The organism is Haliscomenobacter sp. (assembly GCF_040403615.1).
Lineage (GTDB): Bacteria > Bacteroidota > Bacteroidia > Chitinophagales > Saprospiraceae > Haliscomenobacter.
In genome coordinates this window covers 67044-84628 of record NZ_JBBAKG010000009.1, presented here as the reverse complement: position 1 = coordinate 84628, position 17585 = coordinate 67044, and the positions used below count along the sequence as shown (strand labels likewise).

Annotated in this window: 11 protein-coding genes; 5 read left to right on the top strand and 6 right to left on the bottom strand. The window is 44.1% G+C overall.

Going from position 1 to position 17585, the window contains the following annotated elements; all coding sequences use genetic code 11:
* Positions 1–32 precede the first annotated feature (32 nt).
* Both ABW391_RS04905 and ABW391_RS04900 read left to right on the top strand, forming a co-directional pair.
* Positions 33–2378 carry a M43 family zinc metalloprotease gene (locus tag ABW391_RS04905; RefSeq protein WP_353480729.1) on the top strand — a complete coding sequence of 782 codons (2346 nt, stop codon included), beginning with the start codon at positions 33–35 and terminating at the stop codon, positions 2376–2378.
* A gap of 62 nt (positions 2379–2440) precedes the next feature.
* Positions 2441–4780, top strand: a complete 2340-nt coding sequence (locus ABW391_RS04900; RefSeq protein WP_353480713.1) for a T9SS type A sorting domain-containing protein — start codon at positions 2441–2443, stop codon at positions 4778–4780.
* Positions 4781–4979: 199 nt separating this feature from the next.
* Here the strand turns inward: ABW391_RS04900 and ABW391_RS04895 are convergent, their stop codons facing one another.
* From ABW391_RS04895 to glyA, 4 genes are all read right to left on the bottom strand, one after another.
* Positions 4980–6560, bottom strand: a complete 1581-nt coding sequence (locus tag ABW391_RS04895; RefSeq protein ID WP_353480712.1) for a peptide chain release factor 3 — start codon at positions 6558–6560, stop codon at positions 4980–4982.
* Positions 6561–6623: 63 nt separating this feature from the next.
* The gene (locus ABW391_RS04890; protein ID WP_353480711.1) at positions 6624–8573 is read right to left on the bottom strand and encodes an ATP-dependent nuclease; all 1950 of its coding nucleotides are present in this window, start codon (positions 8571–8573) and stop codon (positions 6624–6626) included.
* Positions 8574–8607: 34 nt separating this feature from the next.
* Positions 8608–9582, bottom strand: coding sequence for a D-alanine--D-alanine ligase (locus tag ABW391_RS04885; RefSeq protein ID WP_353480710.1), 975 nt, complete (start codon positions 9580–9582; stop codon positions 8608–8610).
* A 139-nt stretch (positions 9583–9721) separates the two neighbouring features.
* Positions 9722–11008, bottom strand: coding sequence for a serine hydroxymethyltransferase (glyA, locus tag ABW391_RS04880; RefSeq protein WP_353480709.1), 1287 nt, complete (start codon positions 11006–11008; stop codon positions 9722–9724).
* A 101-nt stretch (positions 11009–11109) separates the two neighbouring features.
* On the opposite strand from glyA, the gene ABW391_RS04875 reads away from it, so the two are divergent.
* Positions 11110–12693: a purple acid phosphatase family protein gene (locus ABW391_RS04875; protein ID WP_353480708.1), complete on the top strand. Its 1584-nt coding sequence runs from the start codon at positions 11110–11112 to the stop codon at positions 12691–12693.
* Positions 12694–12773: 80 nt separating this feature from the next.
* On the opposite strand, the gene ABW391_RS04870 is transcribed toward ABW391_RS04875, so the two are convergent.
* Entirely contained in the window at positions 12774–13184 is a 411-nt protein-coding gene (locus ABW391_RS04870) for a VOC family protein (protein WP_353480707.1), read from the bottom strand.
* Positions 13185–13268: 84 nt separating this feature from the next.
* On the opposite strand from ABW391_RS04870, the gene ABW391_RS04865 reads away from it, so the two are divergent.
* Both ABW391_RS04865 and ABW391_RS04860 read left to right on the top strand, forming a co-directional pair.
* Positions 13269–14366 carry a glycoside hydrolase family 130 protein gene (locus tag ABW391_RS04865; protein ID WP_353480706.1) on the top strand — a complete coding sequence of 366 codons (1098 nt, stop codon included), beginning with the start codon at positions 13269–13271 and terminating at the stop codon, positions 14364–14366.
* A 176-nt stretch (positions 14367–14542) separates the two neighbouring features.
* Positions 14543–15568, top strand: coding sequence for a VPGUxxT family thioredoxin-like (seleno)protein, type 2 (locus ABW391_RS04860; RefSeq protein WP_353480705.1), 1026 nt, complete (start codon positions 14543–14545; stop codon positions 15566–15568).
* An 86-nt stretch (positions 15569–15654) separates the two neighbouring features.
* Here ABW391_RS04860 and ABW391_RS04855 read toward each other — a convergent pair whose 3' ends face one another.
* Entirely contained in the window at positions 15655–17541 is a 1887-nt protein-coding gene (locus ABW391_RS04855) for a glycosyltransferase family protein (RefSeq protein WP_353480704.1), read from the bottom strand.
* Between the last annotated feature and the right edge of the window lie 44 nt (positions 17542–17585).

The following is a 17585-nucleotide window of genomic DNA, read 5'->3' as shown; positions in this document are numbered from 1 at the left end:
ATTTCAAGTTTTCAAGTTTTCAAGTTTCTTTAATTTTACTTATTTTTTTATATTCAAATAGATCACAAGCACAAGGAATATGTGGTACTATTTCTCCGAGTAACCACGTATTCACTACACCTCCCTCATCAGCCACTTCTACACAAACCAATTACAGTTTACCTATCCATTTTCATATTATCACTTCAAACGGAACTCTTCCTGGAATTTATGATTACAATTCAGGACAACCTACTGGTTACAATATTGTTAAACAAATTCGAAGCGCGATCAATTTTGCAAACAGTACATATTTAGGTGGAAATATAAATTTTTACCCTTCAGCTATTACTTATTTTGAAACAAATTCGTTGTATAATAAAGGTCATGATTTACAAGGACTCTATAATTTAGTTCATGATAATGATGCAATTAATGTTTATTTAGTTAACGCGTATACAAATTCATCGGGTAACCAGGATAATACTGTGGGATTGACTTATCTTCCTTATGCTGGAACTCCAACAAATAATGCCATTTCAATAAAAGCTTTTAACAGTACCAACTTTGATCATATACTAGCACATGAACTAGGGCATTATTTTAACTTAATGCATACTCATGACGGAACAACATACTTAACATCTCCTGAAGACAATTGTAATGAAAGAGGAGATAAAATCTGTGATACTCCCCAGGATGCTTTATCAGATGGATGCCCAAATACGACTTATGATTGTTCTGGATGTACAGATTGCAATAGTTCGTGTACGGTAAGAGATAAAAGAACAAATCCTGCGACAATCATTCGAGTTTTTTCGCCCGATAAAAAAAATATTATGTCCTATTATGATCAATGCTTAGTTGATCATTTCTCGCCAATGCAGTTGAGTCAAATTCGCAACACATTATTAACGAATACATTTCAATCATTTCTTATTCAAGGTCCTAATCCTCCCTCTGTACCAATTCCAGTAGAAAATGCTTATGTTTATCGTACTGTCTTATCTTCAACAGGAAGTATTACCAACATCTCTCAATTTGGAGATATTGGTGTACAACTTTCTAAAACAGGAGTTGCACCAACAACCAGCACTACCCCTTCAATTGGTGGGCCGTTTGATGTAGACAAAGGTATTTTTTTACCCCAAAATATTACTGCTAAAATTTCTCCAGCTCGAAACGGAACAGGTAACCTTGCGGCTAACAATGGTGTATCTACTTTCGATTTGATAAAATTACAACAGCATATACTTGGAACAAGTCTATTGCCAAAACCCTATGCTTGGATTGCCGCGGATGTTAACAACAATGGAGTGATTTCAAATACCGATCAAATAAAGATTCAACAATTGATTTTAAATCAAATCACTTCTTTTCCAGATGTACCTTCTTGGCGAATGGTACCCACATTTGCACTACAAAATACAGTTTTTTCAACTGAATTCAATAATGATCCATTTTCAGCTATTTGGACAACCAGTACAGGAGAGTATTTAGGTTACAATTTAGCTGTAACTGGAGGAACTAAAACTTATTTTGATGACCTCCAAATCAATCTTACCAATCCCAGTATTAACCAATCCAGCACATTTTCATTTCAGGCCATTAAATCTGGCGATCTTAATTTTTCAGCTATTGTAAACTCTGCCAGCACATTTAGACCAGAAGGTAATGTTTCAGAACTTCGTACTGACGGGAAATACCGGTTACAATCAGCCGACTTCAATTGCCTTGAACCAGGCAAATCTTATTCAATTGGAATTGGGGCAAGAGGCAATGTAAATGTATATGCCTATCAAATGGGAATGAAATTTGATCACAAGGTCATCAATATTTCTGGCGTAGACCGTGGCGATTCTAAATTCTTCAGTTTAGATAACTTCAACCTTAGTAATTTGAATGAAGGAGAATTAAGAACTGTTTGGTTAGATTTTTATAAAAATGAAAAAATTAACGTAAATGAAAAAAAGAATATATTCCGTATCATAGCTGTACCGCAAACCAAAGTTTGTGATTTAAGTCAAGTCTTTCAATTGAAAGACCAAACCCTCGAAAACCTCTTTTACGACGAAAATGGCCGTCCAATTGATCTAGAATTGATATTATCTGCTGAGGAAATCAAAAAAGGAGATGAAACGAACGATTTACTAGTCAATGTTTACCCTAATCCTACTAACGGAGAAATTAATTTTGAATTGAATCTACAGGTCAAAACTAAAGTTGATATTATGCTGCGCGACAGTTATGGCAAAACCATAACAGTCAATAAAACTATTAATCCAGGTATAAGCAAAGTAAGTCTGAATCAAGAATTAAGTAATTTACATTCCGGCATTATTTACTATTCTTTGTCCTTGGGAAGCAAACCTTACTCTGGAACTTTCTTCAAACTTTAATCCTAATCTAATAATATAGCCCGTCTGGTATTTCCCTTCCAGACGGGTTAAAACATTTTCCCATGAACAACTATATTTCGTTAGTAATTTTCCTATTGTTTGGAATATGCAGTTCATCAGGATTTGCTCAACAACCATCTAATGGTAAACGCATCTATGTCGCCACTGCATCTACGGCTGGTTCAAAGGCCAATGGACAAAGTTGGGAAACTGCTTTTCCTGATTTTCAACAAGCATTAAAGATTGCCAAATATGGAGACTCTGTTTGGATAGCACAAGGCACTTATTCTCCCACTTTCAGTATCGATGAGACTGTTTCATTTGTCGTGCCTATTGGTGTAAAGATTTTCGGAGGGTTCAAAGGTAGTGAACGATACATAGACACCAGAAATTGGACGATTTATCCTACTATACTTTCTGGTAAAATTGGTACACTAGAAACGATTAAAGCCAACTCATTGCATGTTCTTTCTTTAATTGATCCAGACTCTCTGAATTTAATTGATGGGGTAATCATTGAAAATGGAAATGCGACTAAAAATACCTCCAATTCATCTGATTTTCAATCAAAAGGAGGAGGGATATTGGTACTCAACAATAAAGCAAAAAAAGGAAAAATAACCATTCGCAACGCTATCTTTAGAAATAATATCGGATCACTTGGGGGAGGTATTGCTTTACTTGAAACGCAGTTAAATGTAAGCACTGAATCAATCATTGAATCCTGTATGTTTCAACAGAATTATGGCCAATCATTTGGAGGAGCAATCTATGTTCAAACATACAGCCATTCTTCAAACATCACAATAAATGAATGTCAATTTGTACTGAACAGCGCTGTAAATTTGGGGGCAACAATATTTCATAGTTTTGCAGGGAATGTAAAAATCACAAATAGCACTTTTGATAGAAACGAATCAAGAGGTACTGCCAGTATAAGAGTCGAAAGTATAAATGATCCAATCCAAATTGAAGGTTGTGAATTTAAATCCGAATCATTAGTTGTTGGAGGGGTTATCGATATCTTAGCCCTTGGCGATCCTACATCTGAATTAATGGCACCACACACTATAAATATTTATAAAAATAAATTTTCAAATATTTTGAGTCCTTCTGATGGAGGAGCTATTTCTGTAGAGGTAAATGGTTTGGATGCGTATATTAAATTAACCATAGAGGATTGCAAAATTGACGAAACAGTTAGTAGTCTGGGAGCTAATGGAATAAAAATAGTAAAAAATACTAGACTAAGTACGGTTGAATGTAACATAAATCGATGTGTCTTTTATAAAAACAGTATAAGTAGAAAATTATTCGGAATCATTAATTTCATCAATTACTCCGGAGAAGGGAACCCAATAAAAGGAACCATCAACAATAGCCTTTTTTACAAAAATACGGGACCGGTCATTTATACTAGTCAATACAGTGGTGGTAAAATTGATCTCAAAATTTTAAATTCTACTTTTTTCGGCAACAAACAAGGAGAAATTGTGAGGAATGCTAGAGAAGCTGCATCTCAAATCAGTGTATATATTCAAAATACTATTTTCCAGAGCAATCAAACATCTCTTTCAGCTATACTTCAAAATACCACAGCGGCAAATCTTCAAAATTTCTCTTTCAATCACTGCGTATTTAGCACCCCAACTTGTACCTCTACCGGAGATACTACAGGCTGTGGTATCGGCAACATCTTTGGGCAGTATCCCAAATTTGTGGACAGCACATCCGTGGCAGGATTAAAACTTGCTCCAGGCTCAGTGGCCATCAATGCCGGGCGTTGGCATCCCGATCTAACCCAACGGGATTTACTTGGTCAGCCTCGAGTACAAGACTGTAAAGTTGACCTTGGCGCTTATGAAAGCCCCAGCGTACTATCCTCTGATGATACGCTGTACATCAAAACGCAAATTCGGAGTACGCCCATCAACATGAAATTGGGTGAGATTGGTATCCAACAGATCAGTGGCGGATTTCCACCCTACCGATTGCGTTGGGAAAATGGAGATTCCCTTCGCGTTCGAAGCGCATTGTCTGCCGGGCAATATACCCTCACCATTACCGATAAAATGGGCTGTTTTAAAATTTACACGTACACAGTACCATTTACTACCTCCATCAACGAACTGGATAAAGTGCGTGAACGTGTTTATTGCGTGCCCAACCCCCAAAATAAAGGCCAAAAAATCAGTATTCATTATGAAAATGTACAACCAGGACAATGGGAGGCGCAAATTTCAGATTTCAGTGGAAAGGTACTGGCGCGACAAAATCACTTGTTACAAGCAAAAGGGGTATTCAACTTTCCTCAAGGATTTGAACTCCCAGTAGGAATGTACTTCATTACCTTGAGGAAAGATGCACATGTATTGAGTACAAAATTGATGATTTCACAATAAAGTTATGCCTGTGATTTCGAAGTCCAGCGTTTTTTTGATAAACGGATTTGGCGAAAAAAGCTTTTCCTACTCGACCTCAGCCACATTTCGCGAGCAATCACAATTTATTGCTCGCGAAATCTATCTTTTTTGACCACATTTCGCGAGCAATAAATTTTTTAAGGGTCGATAAGTAAATAAGTGTTCATTTTGCCCCACACTAAAACTCACTCGTAAAGTGAAACTGCACCTTTGGGTGGTTTTCCTGTACCATTTTTAATGACCATTCCGATTCGGCCATGAAGACCAGTTTGCCTTCGGTATCGCGGGAGAGGTCTTTTTTGCGGCGTGCCGTGAATTCTTTCAGTGCCGCATCGTCCGTACACGATACCCAGCAGGCTTTGCGCAGCGAGGCCGGTTCGTAGGTTACTTTGGCACCGTATTCGTGTTCGAGGCGGTATTGAATCACCTCAAACTGTAGTGCACCTACCGTACCGATGATGCGCCGGCCATCCATTTCGCGAGTAAACATTTGGGCTACCCCCTCGTCCATCAACTGATCCAGGCCTTTGGCCAATTGTTTGGTTTTGAGCGGATCGGCGTTGTTGACATAGCGAAATTGTTCGGGAGAAAAACTGGGAATGCCTTTGAAGTGCAGGGATTCGCCGCCGGTGAGGGCATCGCCGATTTTGAAGTTGCCGGAATCGTACAAACCGATTACGTCGCCGGGATAAGCCTCGTCAATCACGGTTTTTTTAGCGGCCATGAAGGAAGTCGGGTTGGCAAATTTCATTTTCTTGCCCTGGCGTACGTGCAGGTAATTCGTGTTGCGTTCAAACTTACCGGAGCAAATGCGCAAAAACGCAATGCGGTCGCGGTGGTTGGGGTCCATATTGGCGTGGATTTTGAAAATAAATCCACTGAATTGGTCTTCGCTGGGGGTGACGTGGCGTTCTTCGGTTTCGCGGGGCAGCGGCTCGGGAGCAATTTCCACAAAGCAGTCCAGGAGTTCACGTACCCCAAAGTTGTTGACGGCTGAGCCAAAAAACACGGGTGAAAGCTCGCCCGCCAGGTAATATTCCTGATCAAACTCGGGGTAAAGGTCTTTGATTAAGTCCAATTCGTCTCGCAAGGTTTTGGCCATGTCTGCACCCACTTCCTTGTCCAGGCGCTCGTCCTGAATGTCGCGGATGCTGATCACTTCCTCTTCTTCCTGTTTGCCGTGGGGCTGAAAGAGGAGCAGGTTTTTTTCGTAAATGCTGTATACCCCTTTGAAGCGGCTACCCATCCCGATGGGCCAACTGAGGGGGGTCACGCTCAGGCCGAGCTTGGATTCTACCTCGTCCAGGAGGTCGAAGGCATCCTTGCCCTCGCGGTCGAGTTTGTTGATAAAAACGATGATGGGGGTGTTGCGCATGCGGCAAACCTTCACGAGTTTTTCGGTTTGTGGCTCGACGCCTTTGGCAACGTCGATTACCACAATTACGCTGTCGACCGCGGTGAGAGTGCGATAAGTGTCTTCCGCAAAATCTTCGTGACCAGGTGTATCGAGGATGTTGATTTTGAGGTCGCGGTAATCGAAGGCCATCACGGAGGTGGCTACCGAGATACCCCGCTGCCGCTCAATTTCCATAAAGTCGGAAGTTGCGGCCTTCTTGATTTTATTGGATTTCACTGCTCCGGCCACCTGAATGGCGCCTCCAAACAGCAGCAATTTTTCGGTCAGCGTAGTTTTACCAGCATCCGGGTGACTGACAATGCCAAACGTACGGCGTCTCTTTAACTCTTCGATAAAACTCATGCACAACGATTTTTCGGAGGGCAAAAGTACAAAAAATATGATCGACGTTTGAGTAGTAATTGATTAGATGGTCAATAAATAGTCCCAGGCATCGAACCATGTTGATTTATCGACTAAATGGATCAACTCTATGAAATTGGTCTCGATACTGAATTCCACACCAGTTGATTCAATTGCCATGCCAATGATAGCCTCAACGTCGTCTTTGCGCAAAAGTTTGTAATAAGTACCTTCCAACTGAACTTTTTTGATGTGGTTGCGAACCAGGGTTTGAATCTGAATGTCGTTTTCTCGAATAAGACCGGGGCTATTTTTTTTCTTGCCCAACTCATTCAGTTTTTCTCTGGTCGCCTTGTAGGCATGAGCCGTATTTTCGATGAACTCATCTTGATTCCAATCCAGAGATTTATTTTTCGAATATTCAGTGTACCCTTTTTCGAGTTTGGATAATAAATCTTCAGGACTTATCTCGACGCCATTAAAGTCTAACCATTTTGACAACAAACGCGCAAGTAGATACAAATTGGTCAACAATGTTGATTCCAGGGTGTACGCGTCGGTCATGAATGTAGTAATGTCAAGTTCTGATTGCAGAAAAGCAGGTAAGGCTGCTGCATGCGCATCAGTCAAATAATCCCGATCAATGATTAAAACTGATTTTTCCCAAAGCGTTTTTTGGTTTTTTATTTCGGTAAAAACGGTTTTGTAGTGCGACAAATTTTTGAATGCTTGGTCAATGCCCCCCAGAATCCAATACGCGTATTTCTTGGGGCGTATTTGTATCCGCAGTAGCGCATCATATACTCGTGCATCATCTTCTCCTTCCACAAAAATCAAAACATCGGCTTCTATGGCATTGATAAAATCCAATCCATTCGTGGCCCCCAGCTCACTAATGATGGGTTTCAAAGAGGTTGGATAAATTCCTTTGAACCTGGGTTGAATTTTTTGGAGATGAATTTTTGCCAGGCTTTCATATTTTCCGATAGATTTTGACTCTAAATGAAATAGATTTGAAATGTTCGCACTTCTAATAAGAGCTTCGCTATGTGTCGTAATGAATATTTGATTATCTTTTGAAAATTTCAGAAACACCTGCATCAATCTGGATTGAATATCCCTGTGAATATGGCTGTCTGGTTCGTCAAGTAAAACCATATTCATGTCACGAGAGACACCGTCAGAATGATATAAATTAAGTAATATTTCTAAAACTTGTATTGTTCCACTTCCAAGTAGAGCAATATCTTTTTCTGTATCTCTCGAATTTGTTTTAACATCAATAATGACTCTGGTATCTCTCTGTATGTCGCTTAAAGTAAATATTTCTATTTTTTGAGTACTATTGTATAAGATAAAAGAAAGATCCACTAAGAATCTTTGAAAAATATCACTATCTGGGCTTCGATACAAGGAATATAGCCGATTCCGAAGAACACTTGCCGAAGATCGATTGATGATTGCTTCACTCACTTGTGGCGGAGTTGAAAAGGATTCAATTTGCTGAATTACTGCAATTGGAGAAGCGTAAAAAAAACCAATGGCGCTAGGAAGGCGCTCAAAAAAGTCATTAAACCGATTAAAATCATACTTTGTGAATTCAGCTAATTCGATTTTGTAATTCATCCCCGACTCGCTAATTGTGAAGCGAATCTCAATTGACTCTTCTTTTCCTTTTTTAAAGGTTGCAGCTAGCTCTATTCGATTTCTTCTATTTTTTTGATAAAAAATATCTTCAAAATTTGGGCATCTAACACTCTTGATTTGTTCAAATGGGAAATATTTTATTTGCGTATTACCTAAAACAAATTGTCCTTTTTGATAATTTGGCGTACTTCCTTGGGCTTGTCTAATTAATTTAGAGAAACATTCATGCCAGAGCGCAAGAGCCTCAAGCATTGTTGTTTTACCTGAATTATTTACGCCTGTAAAAATGCATAACTGTGAATCGAAAGTCACTCTTACATCTTTAAAGAGCTTAAAGTTGACAATATGGAATTCAGAAATATGCATTTCTTCAGATGTTTAACTTGCAATATACATTATTTTAATTTGCTCCTTGCATTTTCAATGCCTCATTCACCGCAGCATCCAACAACTCCGTAATCGACCAACCATGCGCGCGGGCTTGCTGTGGTACGATGCTTTGCTCGGACATGCCAGGAATGGTATTCGCTTCCAGAAAAAAGAAAGTCTCACCAACCAGGATGTAATCAAAGCGGCAGATGCCTTTACAGCCTAGTACTTCGTAGATCAATTTGGTTTGCGCCTGCACTTCTGCGGTTTGTGCATCAGAAAGACGTGCAGGGGTGATTTCCTGGCTTTGGTTTTCGTATTTGGCTTTGAAGTCAAAAAACTCGTTGTGGGGCACGATTTCGGTAATGGGTAGAACCACCACCTCGCCGTCGCGGCGCAATACGCCGTTGGAGAATTCGGTTCCTTTCAAAAAACCTTCTACCACTACTTCGTCATCGTATACAAACGCGTGCTCAATGGCACCCGCCAATTGCTGGGATTCGTTTACTTTGGAAGCGCCGTAGCTGCTGCCATTCTTGTTGGGTTTGACGAATACCGGAACGCCCATGTTTTCCAGGGTAGCCCAGTTGATGGTTTCCCCTTTGCGCAATACTAACGATGGCGCCATGGGTACGTTGTGGCTGCGCAAAAAATCTTTACACGCCTGCTTGTTGAAGGTAATGGCGCTGGACATGACATCGCAACCCGTATACGCAATACCTAATACTTCAAAATAGCCTTGCAAGCAACCATCTTCCGCCGGGTGGCCATGCAGCATTTGGTACACCAGATCGAACTTGATGACGCCCTCAGGTGTAGGCAAACTGAAATCATTGAGGTTGACCACAGCGCCAGTCGCCTGATCGGTAAACTGCGTACCATTCAGTTCGATCACGTACTTCTCGTACTTTTGATCATCGAGGTGCTTGCGCACTGTTTCAGCACTCTTGAGGGACACACTGCGCTCGGCTACGTTTCCGCCAGTGAGGATGGCTATTTTTAGCATGTTATTTTAGGCTTTGGGGGTTTTAGGTCGCTGAGCGTAGCCGAAGCGCCGGCGCTTCGGCTACGCTCAGCGACCGGTACTTCGGCTACGCTCAGCGACCGGCGCTGTGCTCAACGACCGCCACCTAAAACCCAAAACTTTAAACAGTTACACTCTGATCAGCGTACAATGGGAAGTTTTCCATATACGCATTGATTTCATAGCGGGTGTCAACGATGAGTTTTTCGTTTTTGACGTCGCTCAGAATGGTGTCTATCCAGTCGATCACTTTCAAGCAATCAGCTTCTTTGAACCCACGCGTGGTGATGGCGGCAGTACCCACCCGAATCCCGGAAGTAACCATCGGTGATTGGGTATCAAAAGGCACCATGTTTTTGTTGACGGTGATGTCGGCACGAACCAGCGCGTTTTCAGCGTCTTTACCGGTTACTTTCTTTGAGCGAAGATCGAGCAACATCAAGTGGTTGTCGGTACCGCCAGAAATGACTTTGTAGCCTTTTTGTACAAAAGCATCGGCCATGACTTTGGCATTTTTCATGACCTGTACGGCGTAATCCTTGAATTCCGGTTGCAGCGCTTCCTGAAAAGCAACCGCTTTGGCGGCAATCACGTGCTCCAGAGGACCGCCCTGCATGCCTGGGAATACCCCGCTGTTAAGGATGGCCGACATTTTGATTTTTTCGCCATTTTTGGTGGCGCGACCCCATGGGTTGTCAAAGTTTTTACCCATCATGATGATGCCTCCTCGTGGCCCACGCAAGGTTTTGTGGGTTGTAGACGTCACAATGTGGCAATGATACATCGGATTGTTGAGCAATCCGGCGGCAATCAAACCAGAAGGGTGTGCGATGTCGGCCAGCAAAAGCGCACCAACTTTGTCTGCAATGGCGCGGAAACGGGCATAATCCCAATCGCGGGCATACGCCGAAGCACCACAAATAATCAATTTTGGCTTGACATCCAAGGCAGTAGCTTCTACCTTGTCCATGTCAATCAGGCCAGTTGCTTCCTCCACTCCGTAAAAATGAGCTTCGTAAACCTTACCGGAATAGTTGACTGGAGAACCATGCGAAAGGTGACCGCCATGCGCCAAGTTGAAGCCTAGTATGCGATCTTTTGGCATCAAGCAGGCTAAAAATACCGCTGCATTGGCTTGTGCGCCAGAGTGTGGCTGCACGTTGGCATATTCTGCACCAAACAATTGACAAAGACGGTCAATGGCAATTTGTTCAATTTTGTCTACTACTTCACAGCCGCCATAATACCGCTTGCCGGGATAGCCTTCAGCATATTTGTTGGTGAGGCAAGTGCCCATTGCATCCAGAACTGCCTGGCTGGTGAAGTTCTCAGAGGCAATCAATTCAATTCCCTCCCGCTGACGATCCAATTCCTCATGGATCAAATCAAAAATTATCGTATCCTTCATGGTCTAATACAATAAATTGTCGCTTTGAATATTCAGGCGCAAAAGTACAATATCTTCGCTTTTGATTGCGATCAAATGTAGTGCTGTTTAAATAATTGTCTATGACCCGATTGGTTTTTTGTTTTTTGATGCTGTTGAATGCTGTTGTCCTCGAGGCCAGATCCATACGTTTTCGTGCCATGTGGCGAGAAGATCCCGCTACAACCATGGTGATTGGCTGGGATCAGGTGAGTGGTACGACCCCACTGTTTTGTTACGATGAAGTGGACAACGGCACCAAAGCTGACGTATACAAACTCAAACGCAAGCCCGATCAAGTAGTGGTTTCGCGGGGACTCAACAATAATTTTGTGCGCCTCACCGGCCTCAAACCCAACACGGTTTATTTCTTTGTGGTCAAAGACAGCGAAGGCATCAGCCGGAGGTATTCGTTTCGCACAGCTCCCAATGTACCCACCGAGCGCCTGGCCATCATTTCCGGTGGTGATTCGCGCAACAACCGCGAAGCGCGCTTCAGTGCCAACACCTTGGTGGCAAAAATCCGACCTACCTTTGTTTTGTTCAACGGGGACATGACCGCTACAGATACTGGCCCCGATTGGGCGCTGTGGCTTGATGATTGGCAAGCTACTATCGGGAGCGACGGGCGTATTTTTCCGGTGGTGGTTGCCCGCGGCAATCACGAACTGGACAACCGCAGCTTGCAGGAGATTTTTGACATCCCTAGTCCGGAGGCTTATTACGCCTTCAGTTTTGGCGGTAATTTACTTCGTCTACTTACCCTCAACACCCTGGCTGCAACAGGCGGTGACCAAAAGGCGTGGTTGGAACGCGAATTGCTAGCGGCCAAAGGATTTACCTGGCGTTTTGCCCAATACCACCACGCCATGCGCCCCCATACCACCAGCAAGTCCGAGCGCGATGATTTGGTACAAAACTGGGCGCCCTTGTTTTTGATTCACCAAGTACAACTGGCGCTTGAATCAGATACCCATGTAGCCAAATGGACTTACCCCATCCGCGTTTCCAAAGAATCGGGCAGCGATGAAGGTTTCATCCGCGATGATGAACGCGGCACGGTTTATGTAGGCGAGGGTTGTTGGGGTGCACCACTGAGGGCAAGTGACGACAACAAAAAATGGACCCGCAACAGCGGCAGTTTCAACCATTTTAACCTCATTTATGTCGATGCAGAAAAAGTTGAAGTACGCACCGTGATTACCGATCAATTTCAGGGTGTTATTGAATCCAAAAGCCCTTTTGTACTTCCCGTTGGCCTCAAACTTTGGGAACCCAGCAATGGCAATGTGGTGATCATCCCCAAAAGAAAGGGTGCGCCCTCCACCGGAACAACAGCGTCAACCCGACCAGCAGCCCCAGTACTTACCCCTGCCGAAGCCGCCGAATCTGCCCTGAACGATAAGGAGTGGGCCAAGCTGGGCCCTTGTGCCATTGATCCCAACAGCAATGAAGTCATTGTTCCTTTTAGTTTGACTTTAGCCGGAGATACACAGATTTGCGTATACAATACCCTCAAAAAAGAAATGGTCAAACAGGACTTCCCCCCCATGCCCGCAGGCAAGTACCAGAAAAAACTCTTTCTGAATCAATTGAACCCCGGTCGGTACCTGGTGGTGGTGCGTTCGGCGGGTAAGGCGGTAGTGTTTTATCAGTTTGTGCGGTAGGTTATTTTTCAAGGTTCTTCAAACATTTTAAAACATTTTTCGTAACCACGGTTACGGTAACCACGGTTACGAAAAATGTTTTACTCCGTTTCCTGATACAATGCGGTTACCTCCAGCCGATTGTTGTCGGGATCAAGGGTTTCAAACTCGTAATACCCATCTCCGGTTTTGCGGGGGCTGCTAAGAATGGGGAAGCCAGCTGCACGCAATTCTTCTGCTTTTTGATCCACTTCCGCCATGGTTTCTACCCCAAAAGCTAGGTGAATGATGCCCAGATACTGCGCCGTGATGGGATCGTTGGCATTGGCGGGAATATCGGGCCTAGTCATCAATTCAAGCCGCGCCCCCGATTCAAAGCTCAGAAAATAGCTCTGGAATTGCTTTTGCACGTTGGTGTATTTCTCGTTGGGTTGTGCACCAAAATATTGGATGTAGTATTCCTTTAGTGCTTCTAATTGGTTGGTCCAAATGGCTACATGTTCAAGTGTCATGGTCTAATGGGTTGATTTTGAAAATAAAAATAGGTTACTGACTTGGTTAAGGATAAATTCGTAGCAAAATAAAACCAACTCTGCATGCGGAATCTATTTCTTTTACTCGTCGCCTCGTTTTTGCTGTCTACTTGTGCTGTACAAAAGATGCAAACGAGCATCGAAAAGTTGTCTTTTTACAAGCCAGTTGAAAATCCTATCCTTAAAGCGGATTCGAGTCTCACCTTCTTTTGTCCCGTCAAAAAGCAAACTGTCCGCTGGCAACGCGCGGATGTATTCAATCCCGGAGCTATTGTCAAAGATGGAAAGGTCTTTTTGCTGTACCGCTGCGAAGACAATCCCGCCGCAATCTTGGGAGGTCGTACCTCACGGCTTGGTCTGGCCGAAAGCACGGATGGCATCCATTTTACGAAACACCCCACGCCTGCGTTGTACCCAGACAACGACGATCAAGTTGGATACGATTTCCCTGGTGGGTGTGAAGATCCCCGCCTCGTGCAAAGTGAAGATGGCCGTTTTGTAGTGGCCTACACGTCATGGAATTACAAAACGCCGCGTTTGTGTATCGCGTTTTCAAAAGACCTGGAGCACTGGGAGAAAAAAGGCCCCGCCTTTGCCAAAGCCTACAACGGGAAATTTTTGGACATTGCCTGCAAATCCGGATCTATGATCACCAAAATCGTCCACGGCAAACCCGTATTGGCCAAAATCAATGGCAAATACTGGATGTACTGGGGCGAACATTTCGTGAACCTGGCCTGGTCAGACAACCTCTACGACTGGAATCCGACCCTGGATGAAAAAGGGGAACTGAAGGCGGTGATCCGTACTCGCCCGGGAATGTTCGACAGCAGCCTTACCGAATGTGGGCCACCAGCCATCATCATCAACAACGAAATCAACCTCTTCTACAATGGCCGCAACAGCACCGAAGATAACGCGGACCCCAAACTGCCCAAAGGCATGTACTCGGTAGGACGCGTAACCTTTGCTGCCGACAATCCGGAGAAAGTCTTGCGTCGCCTGGATCAACCCTTCCTGAAACCGAGCCTGCCCCATGAGGTTACTGGCCAATACCAGGCGGGCACCACTTTTTCCGAAGGGTTGGTTTATTTCAAAAAGAAATGGTTTTTGTACTACGGCACAGCGGATTCTTTTGTGGGGGTTGCAGTGTCGGAATAAGCATGAGTTTATGCTTTTGGATTGGTGTAAATATTGGGTTGGTATATTTCCATTTTTATACGCTATGGTTACAAAGATAATTACCGCGGTGTCAAAACACTATTCCAAACTGTCTCCACCGCTACATTTCAATTGGGATAAATGCATCATTTTGCAACCGTAAATCGAACAGAACTATGCTATCACACGCCATCAAAATGTTGACTTTGCTTTTGGGCTTGTCCTTTAGCGCTTTTGCGCAGGGTACTTCCACCCTTCCAGAGTTGGGTAAAGTCAATTGGGGGCGTGATTTTGAACAGGGCTTGGCCCGCGCCAAAAAAGAGCAAAAGCCGATCTTTTTGCTTTTTCAGGAAGTTCCTGGATGCAGCACTTGCCAACGTTACGGTGCTGAGGTATTGAGCCATCCACTAATTGCCGAAGCGATCGAATCCCTATTCATACCCGTTGCCATATTCAACAACAAAGGCGGCAAAGACGCCGATGTACTGAAATTTTACAACGAACCTGCCTGGAACAATCCAGTGGTGCGCATCGTGGACGCCAATAAGCAAAACCTGGCCGAAAGAGTTGCTGGAAACTACAGCCCACTGGGCGTTTTGAATTCTATGTTGAGCGCACTGGAAAAAAGCAATACCGTAGTTCCCTCCTACCTGGCACTGCTGCGCGAAGAATTGCAAAGCAAAGCCCTGGGTACCAAAACTGCCACACTTTCCATGTATTGTTTTTGGACTGGCGAGAAAGAGCTAGGTAAGATTCCTGGAGTAGTCGCCACGGAAGCAGGCTACATGGCCGGGCATGAAGTGGTGAGTGTGGAATACAATCCCCGCTTATTGTCTTTCGAAAGCCTAGTTGCCTCCAGCAGCAAAGTCAAATGCGCGGATGGTGTTTTTACCGATAATGAGCAAGAACAAACCAAAGTAGAAAAAGTATTGGGCAAAGGCAAAGTCAAGCAACCCGCAGCTTACCGCCGCGATCCGGAAAGTAAATACTACTTGTACCAAAGTCATTATCGGTTCGTGCCGATGACGGAATTGCAGGCAGCGCGGGCAAATAGCCTGATGGCCAATGGCAAATCACCCGAAGAGGTATTGTCGCCACGCCAAATCGGACTGGCCAATCAAATCAAGGCCAATCCAAAGAAAACATGGAAACCCACGATTGGAAAAAGCATCAGCGAATCCTGGCCCTGGCCAAACGCTTAAGCATAAGATTTTAAGAGTTAGAGTACCCAATGCCAATGCCGACCGCCTATTGCGGTCGGCATTTTTTTTGCCTACAACTTAGAATTTTACCTCAAATTTTGCAATGCTTCCTCAATTTTTGGATCAATGGGCTGCCCACCCTTACCGTATTCCAGGTATTTTTTTGCGTGTTCGAGGTCTCTTTTTTGCTGCGCAAAATACAAATACCCTACCTGGTAAGCGAAATCAACCATTTCTGCGGGAACAGGGCCTGCGCTTGGCTTGGCATAGGCCAAAAATTGGTGGATGTACTTGTCATTAGGATCATGCACCGCGGCACGGGCAAAGACATCCAACATGGGTTTCAGTTGCCGATCAATGACGTATCGCTCGCCGGCCAGCCCGGCCAGAAAGCCCCAGGCAGATTTGTACGCTGGCAAAATTTGGGTCGCCTCTTCTACAAAAGGCATGATTTCGGCCAGCTTGGTCAATTTTTCCGGATTGGTAGGCAGCGCTTTGTATTCCTTTTCGAATATCGCTACTGCGTGGAACAATTTTGCTCGGGCACTTCCTGTAGAAACCCGGTAAGCCGCTGCATTAAGCGTGGTTTCATCTTTCCAATCGGGCAGTCTGGTCCAGGTTTTCACCGCATATCCCAGTGATAAAACGGCGATCAATCCCAGTCCCAGTGGATAGCTTTGTCCGGCAGTCAGTCCCATGCGTTTGGGCAGTACATCTGCAATCAGCCAGGCAGAAAACAGGCTAAAGCCCAGCGAAGGCAAAAACACAAAACGCTCGTTCATAAAAGCACCTACGGTAAACGGGAGGTTGGATACAATCGACAAAGTGATCAGGTAAAATGCTGCTGCAAAAGTAGGTACGTTTTTTTTGACCAAACCCCAGGCTGCTATCCCTACAAGAGCCACCTGCAAAGCCAGTCCAAGCAATGCCCGCCAATCGTCAAAACCCACCACCGGAACATGGTAAGGATAATAATCGTGGGTCAAAGGGTGTGGAAATACCAACAGCTTGAGGTACCAACCCAAAGTAAGAAAAATGGTAGCGTACTTATTTGCGGCAGAAAGGTTGACAAAAGGATCGTTCATCGGGTTGGGGTCTGTTTCGATGTCGCCCAGCAATTGTCCAACCACCGCATAACGCAGGATCAGATATAATACCGCAGTCAGCAATAAGGTTCCGGTATTGATGCCAATGCGTTGCAGGCTGGTTTTCCCAAAATAAAACAAGGCCAAAGGGATTACTGCCACGAAAGTCAAGGTATTTTCTTTGGACAGCAAGCCCAAAAAGAAAACCAGGGCAGCGATAATGTTCCAACGCATGTTGCCCTCTTGTGCATAACGCCAACTGGCGTACAAAGCCCCAATTGCCCCCAGGGCGGCCATAATTTCATCACGGCCTTTCACGTTGGCTACTGCTTCACTGTGAACGGGATGCAATACATAAAGCAGGGCACTTAATCCCGCCAGGCTAAACAGCCAGGAACCTGTACCCGAAGCGGGGAAAATACGCCGCAAGGTATGGTAACCAAGCCAACCCAATAGTGCGTACAAGATCAGGTTTATAAAATGGCTGAGTGGCGCATTTTGCCCAAACAGGCCTTTCTCAATGGCAAATGTCACCAAAGACAAAGGGCGGTAACGACCACCAACCAACAAGTTTTGTTGCTCGCCAAAAAATCCGGCAAAAGATTCTTTACTCAAAATCTTGCCAATGCCACTGAATCCCTCTTGTACAAACTGGTTGTTGGTGTACATCATCTGATCGTCCAGCACATACCCATAGCGCAAGGAAGGAGCATAAAGGAAAAAAGCCACCAATGCAATGACCAATCCTGGAATCCAATGCTCATTCTTGCGATCAGCAGGAACGTTAGTGCCCACTTGGGGGTTCTTGCTTTTGACCACGGGTGTCTGTCGCACCGGTGCTTGAGGAGTTTGGGGTTTGCGCGGAGTACTTTTTTTACCTTTAGCCATGGTTTCAGACCTTAATTTGAACCCAAAAATAGCGCAGATTAATT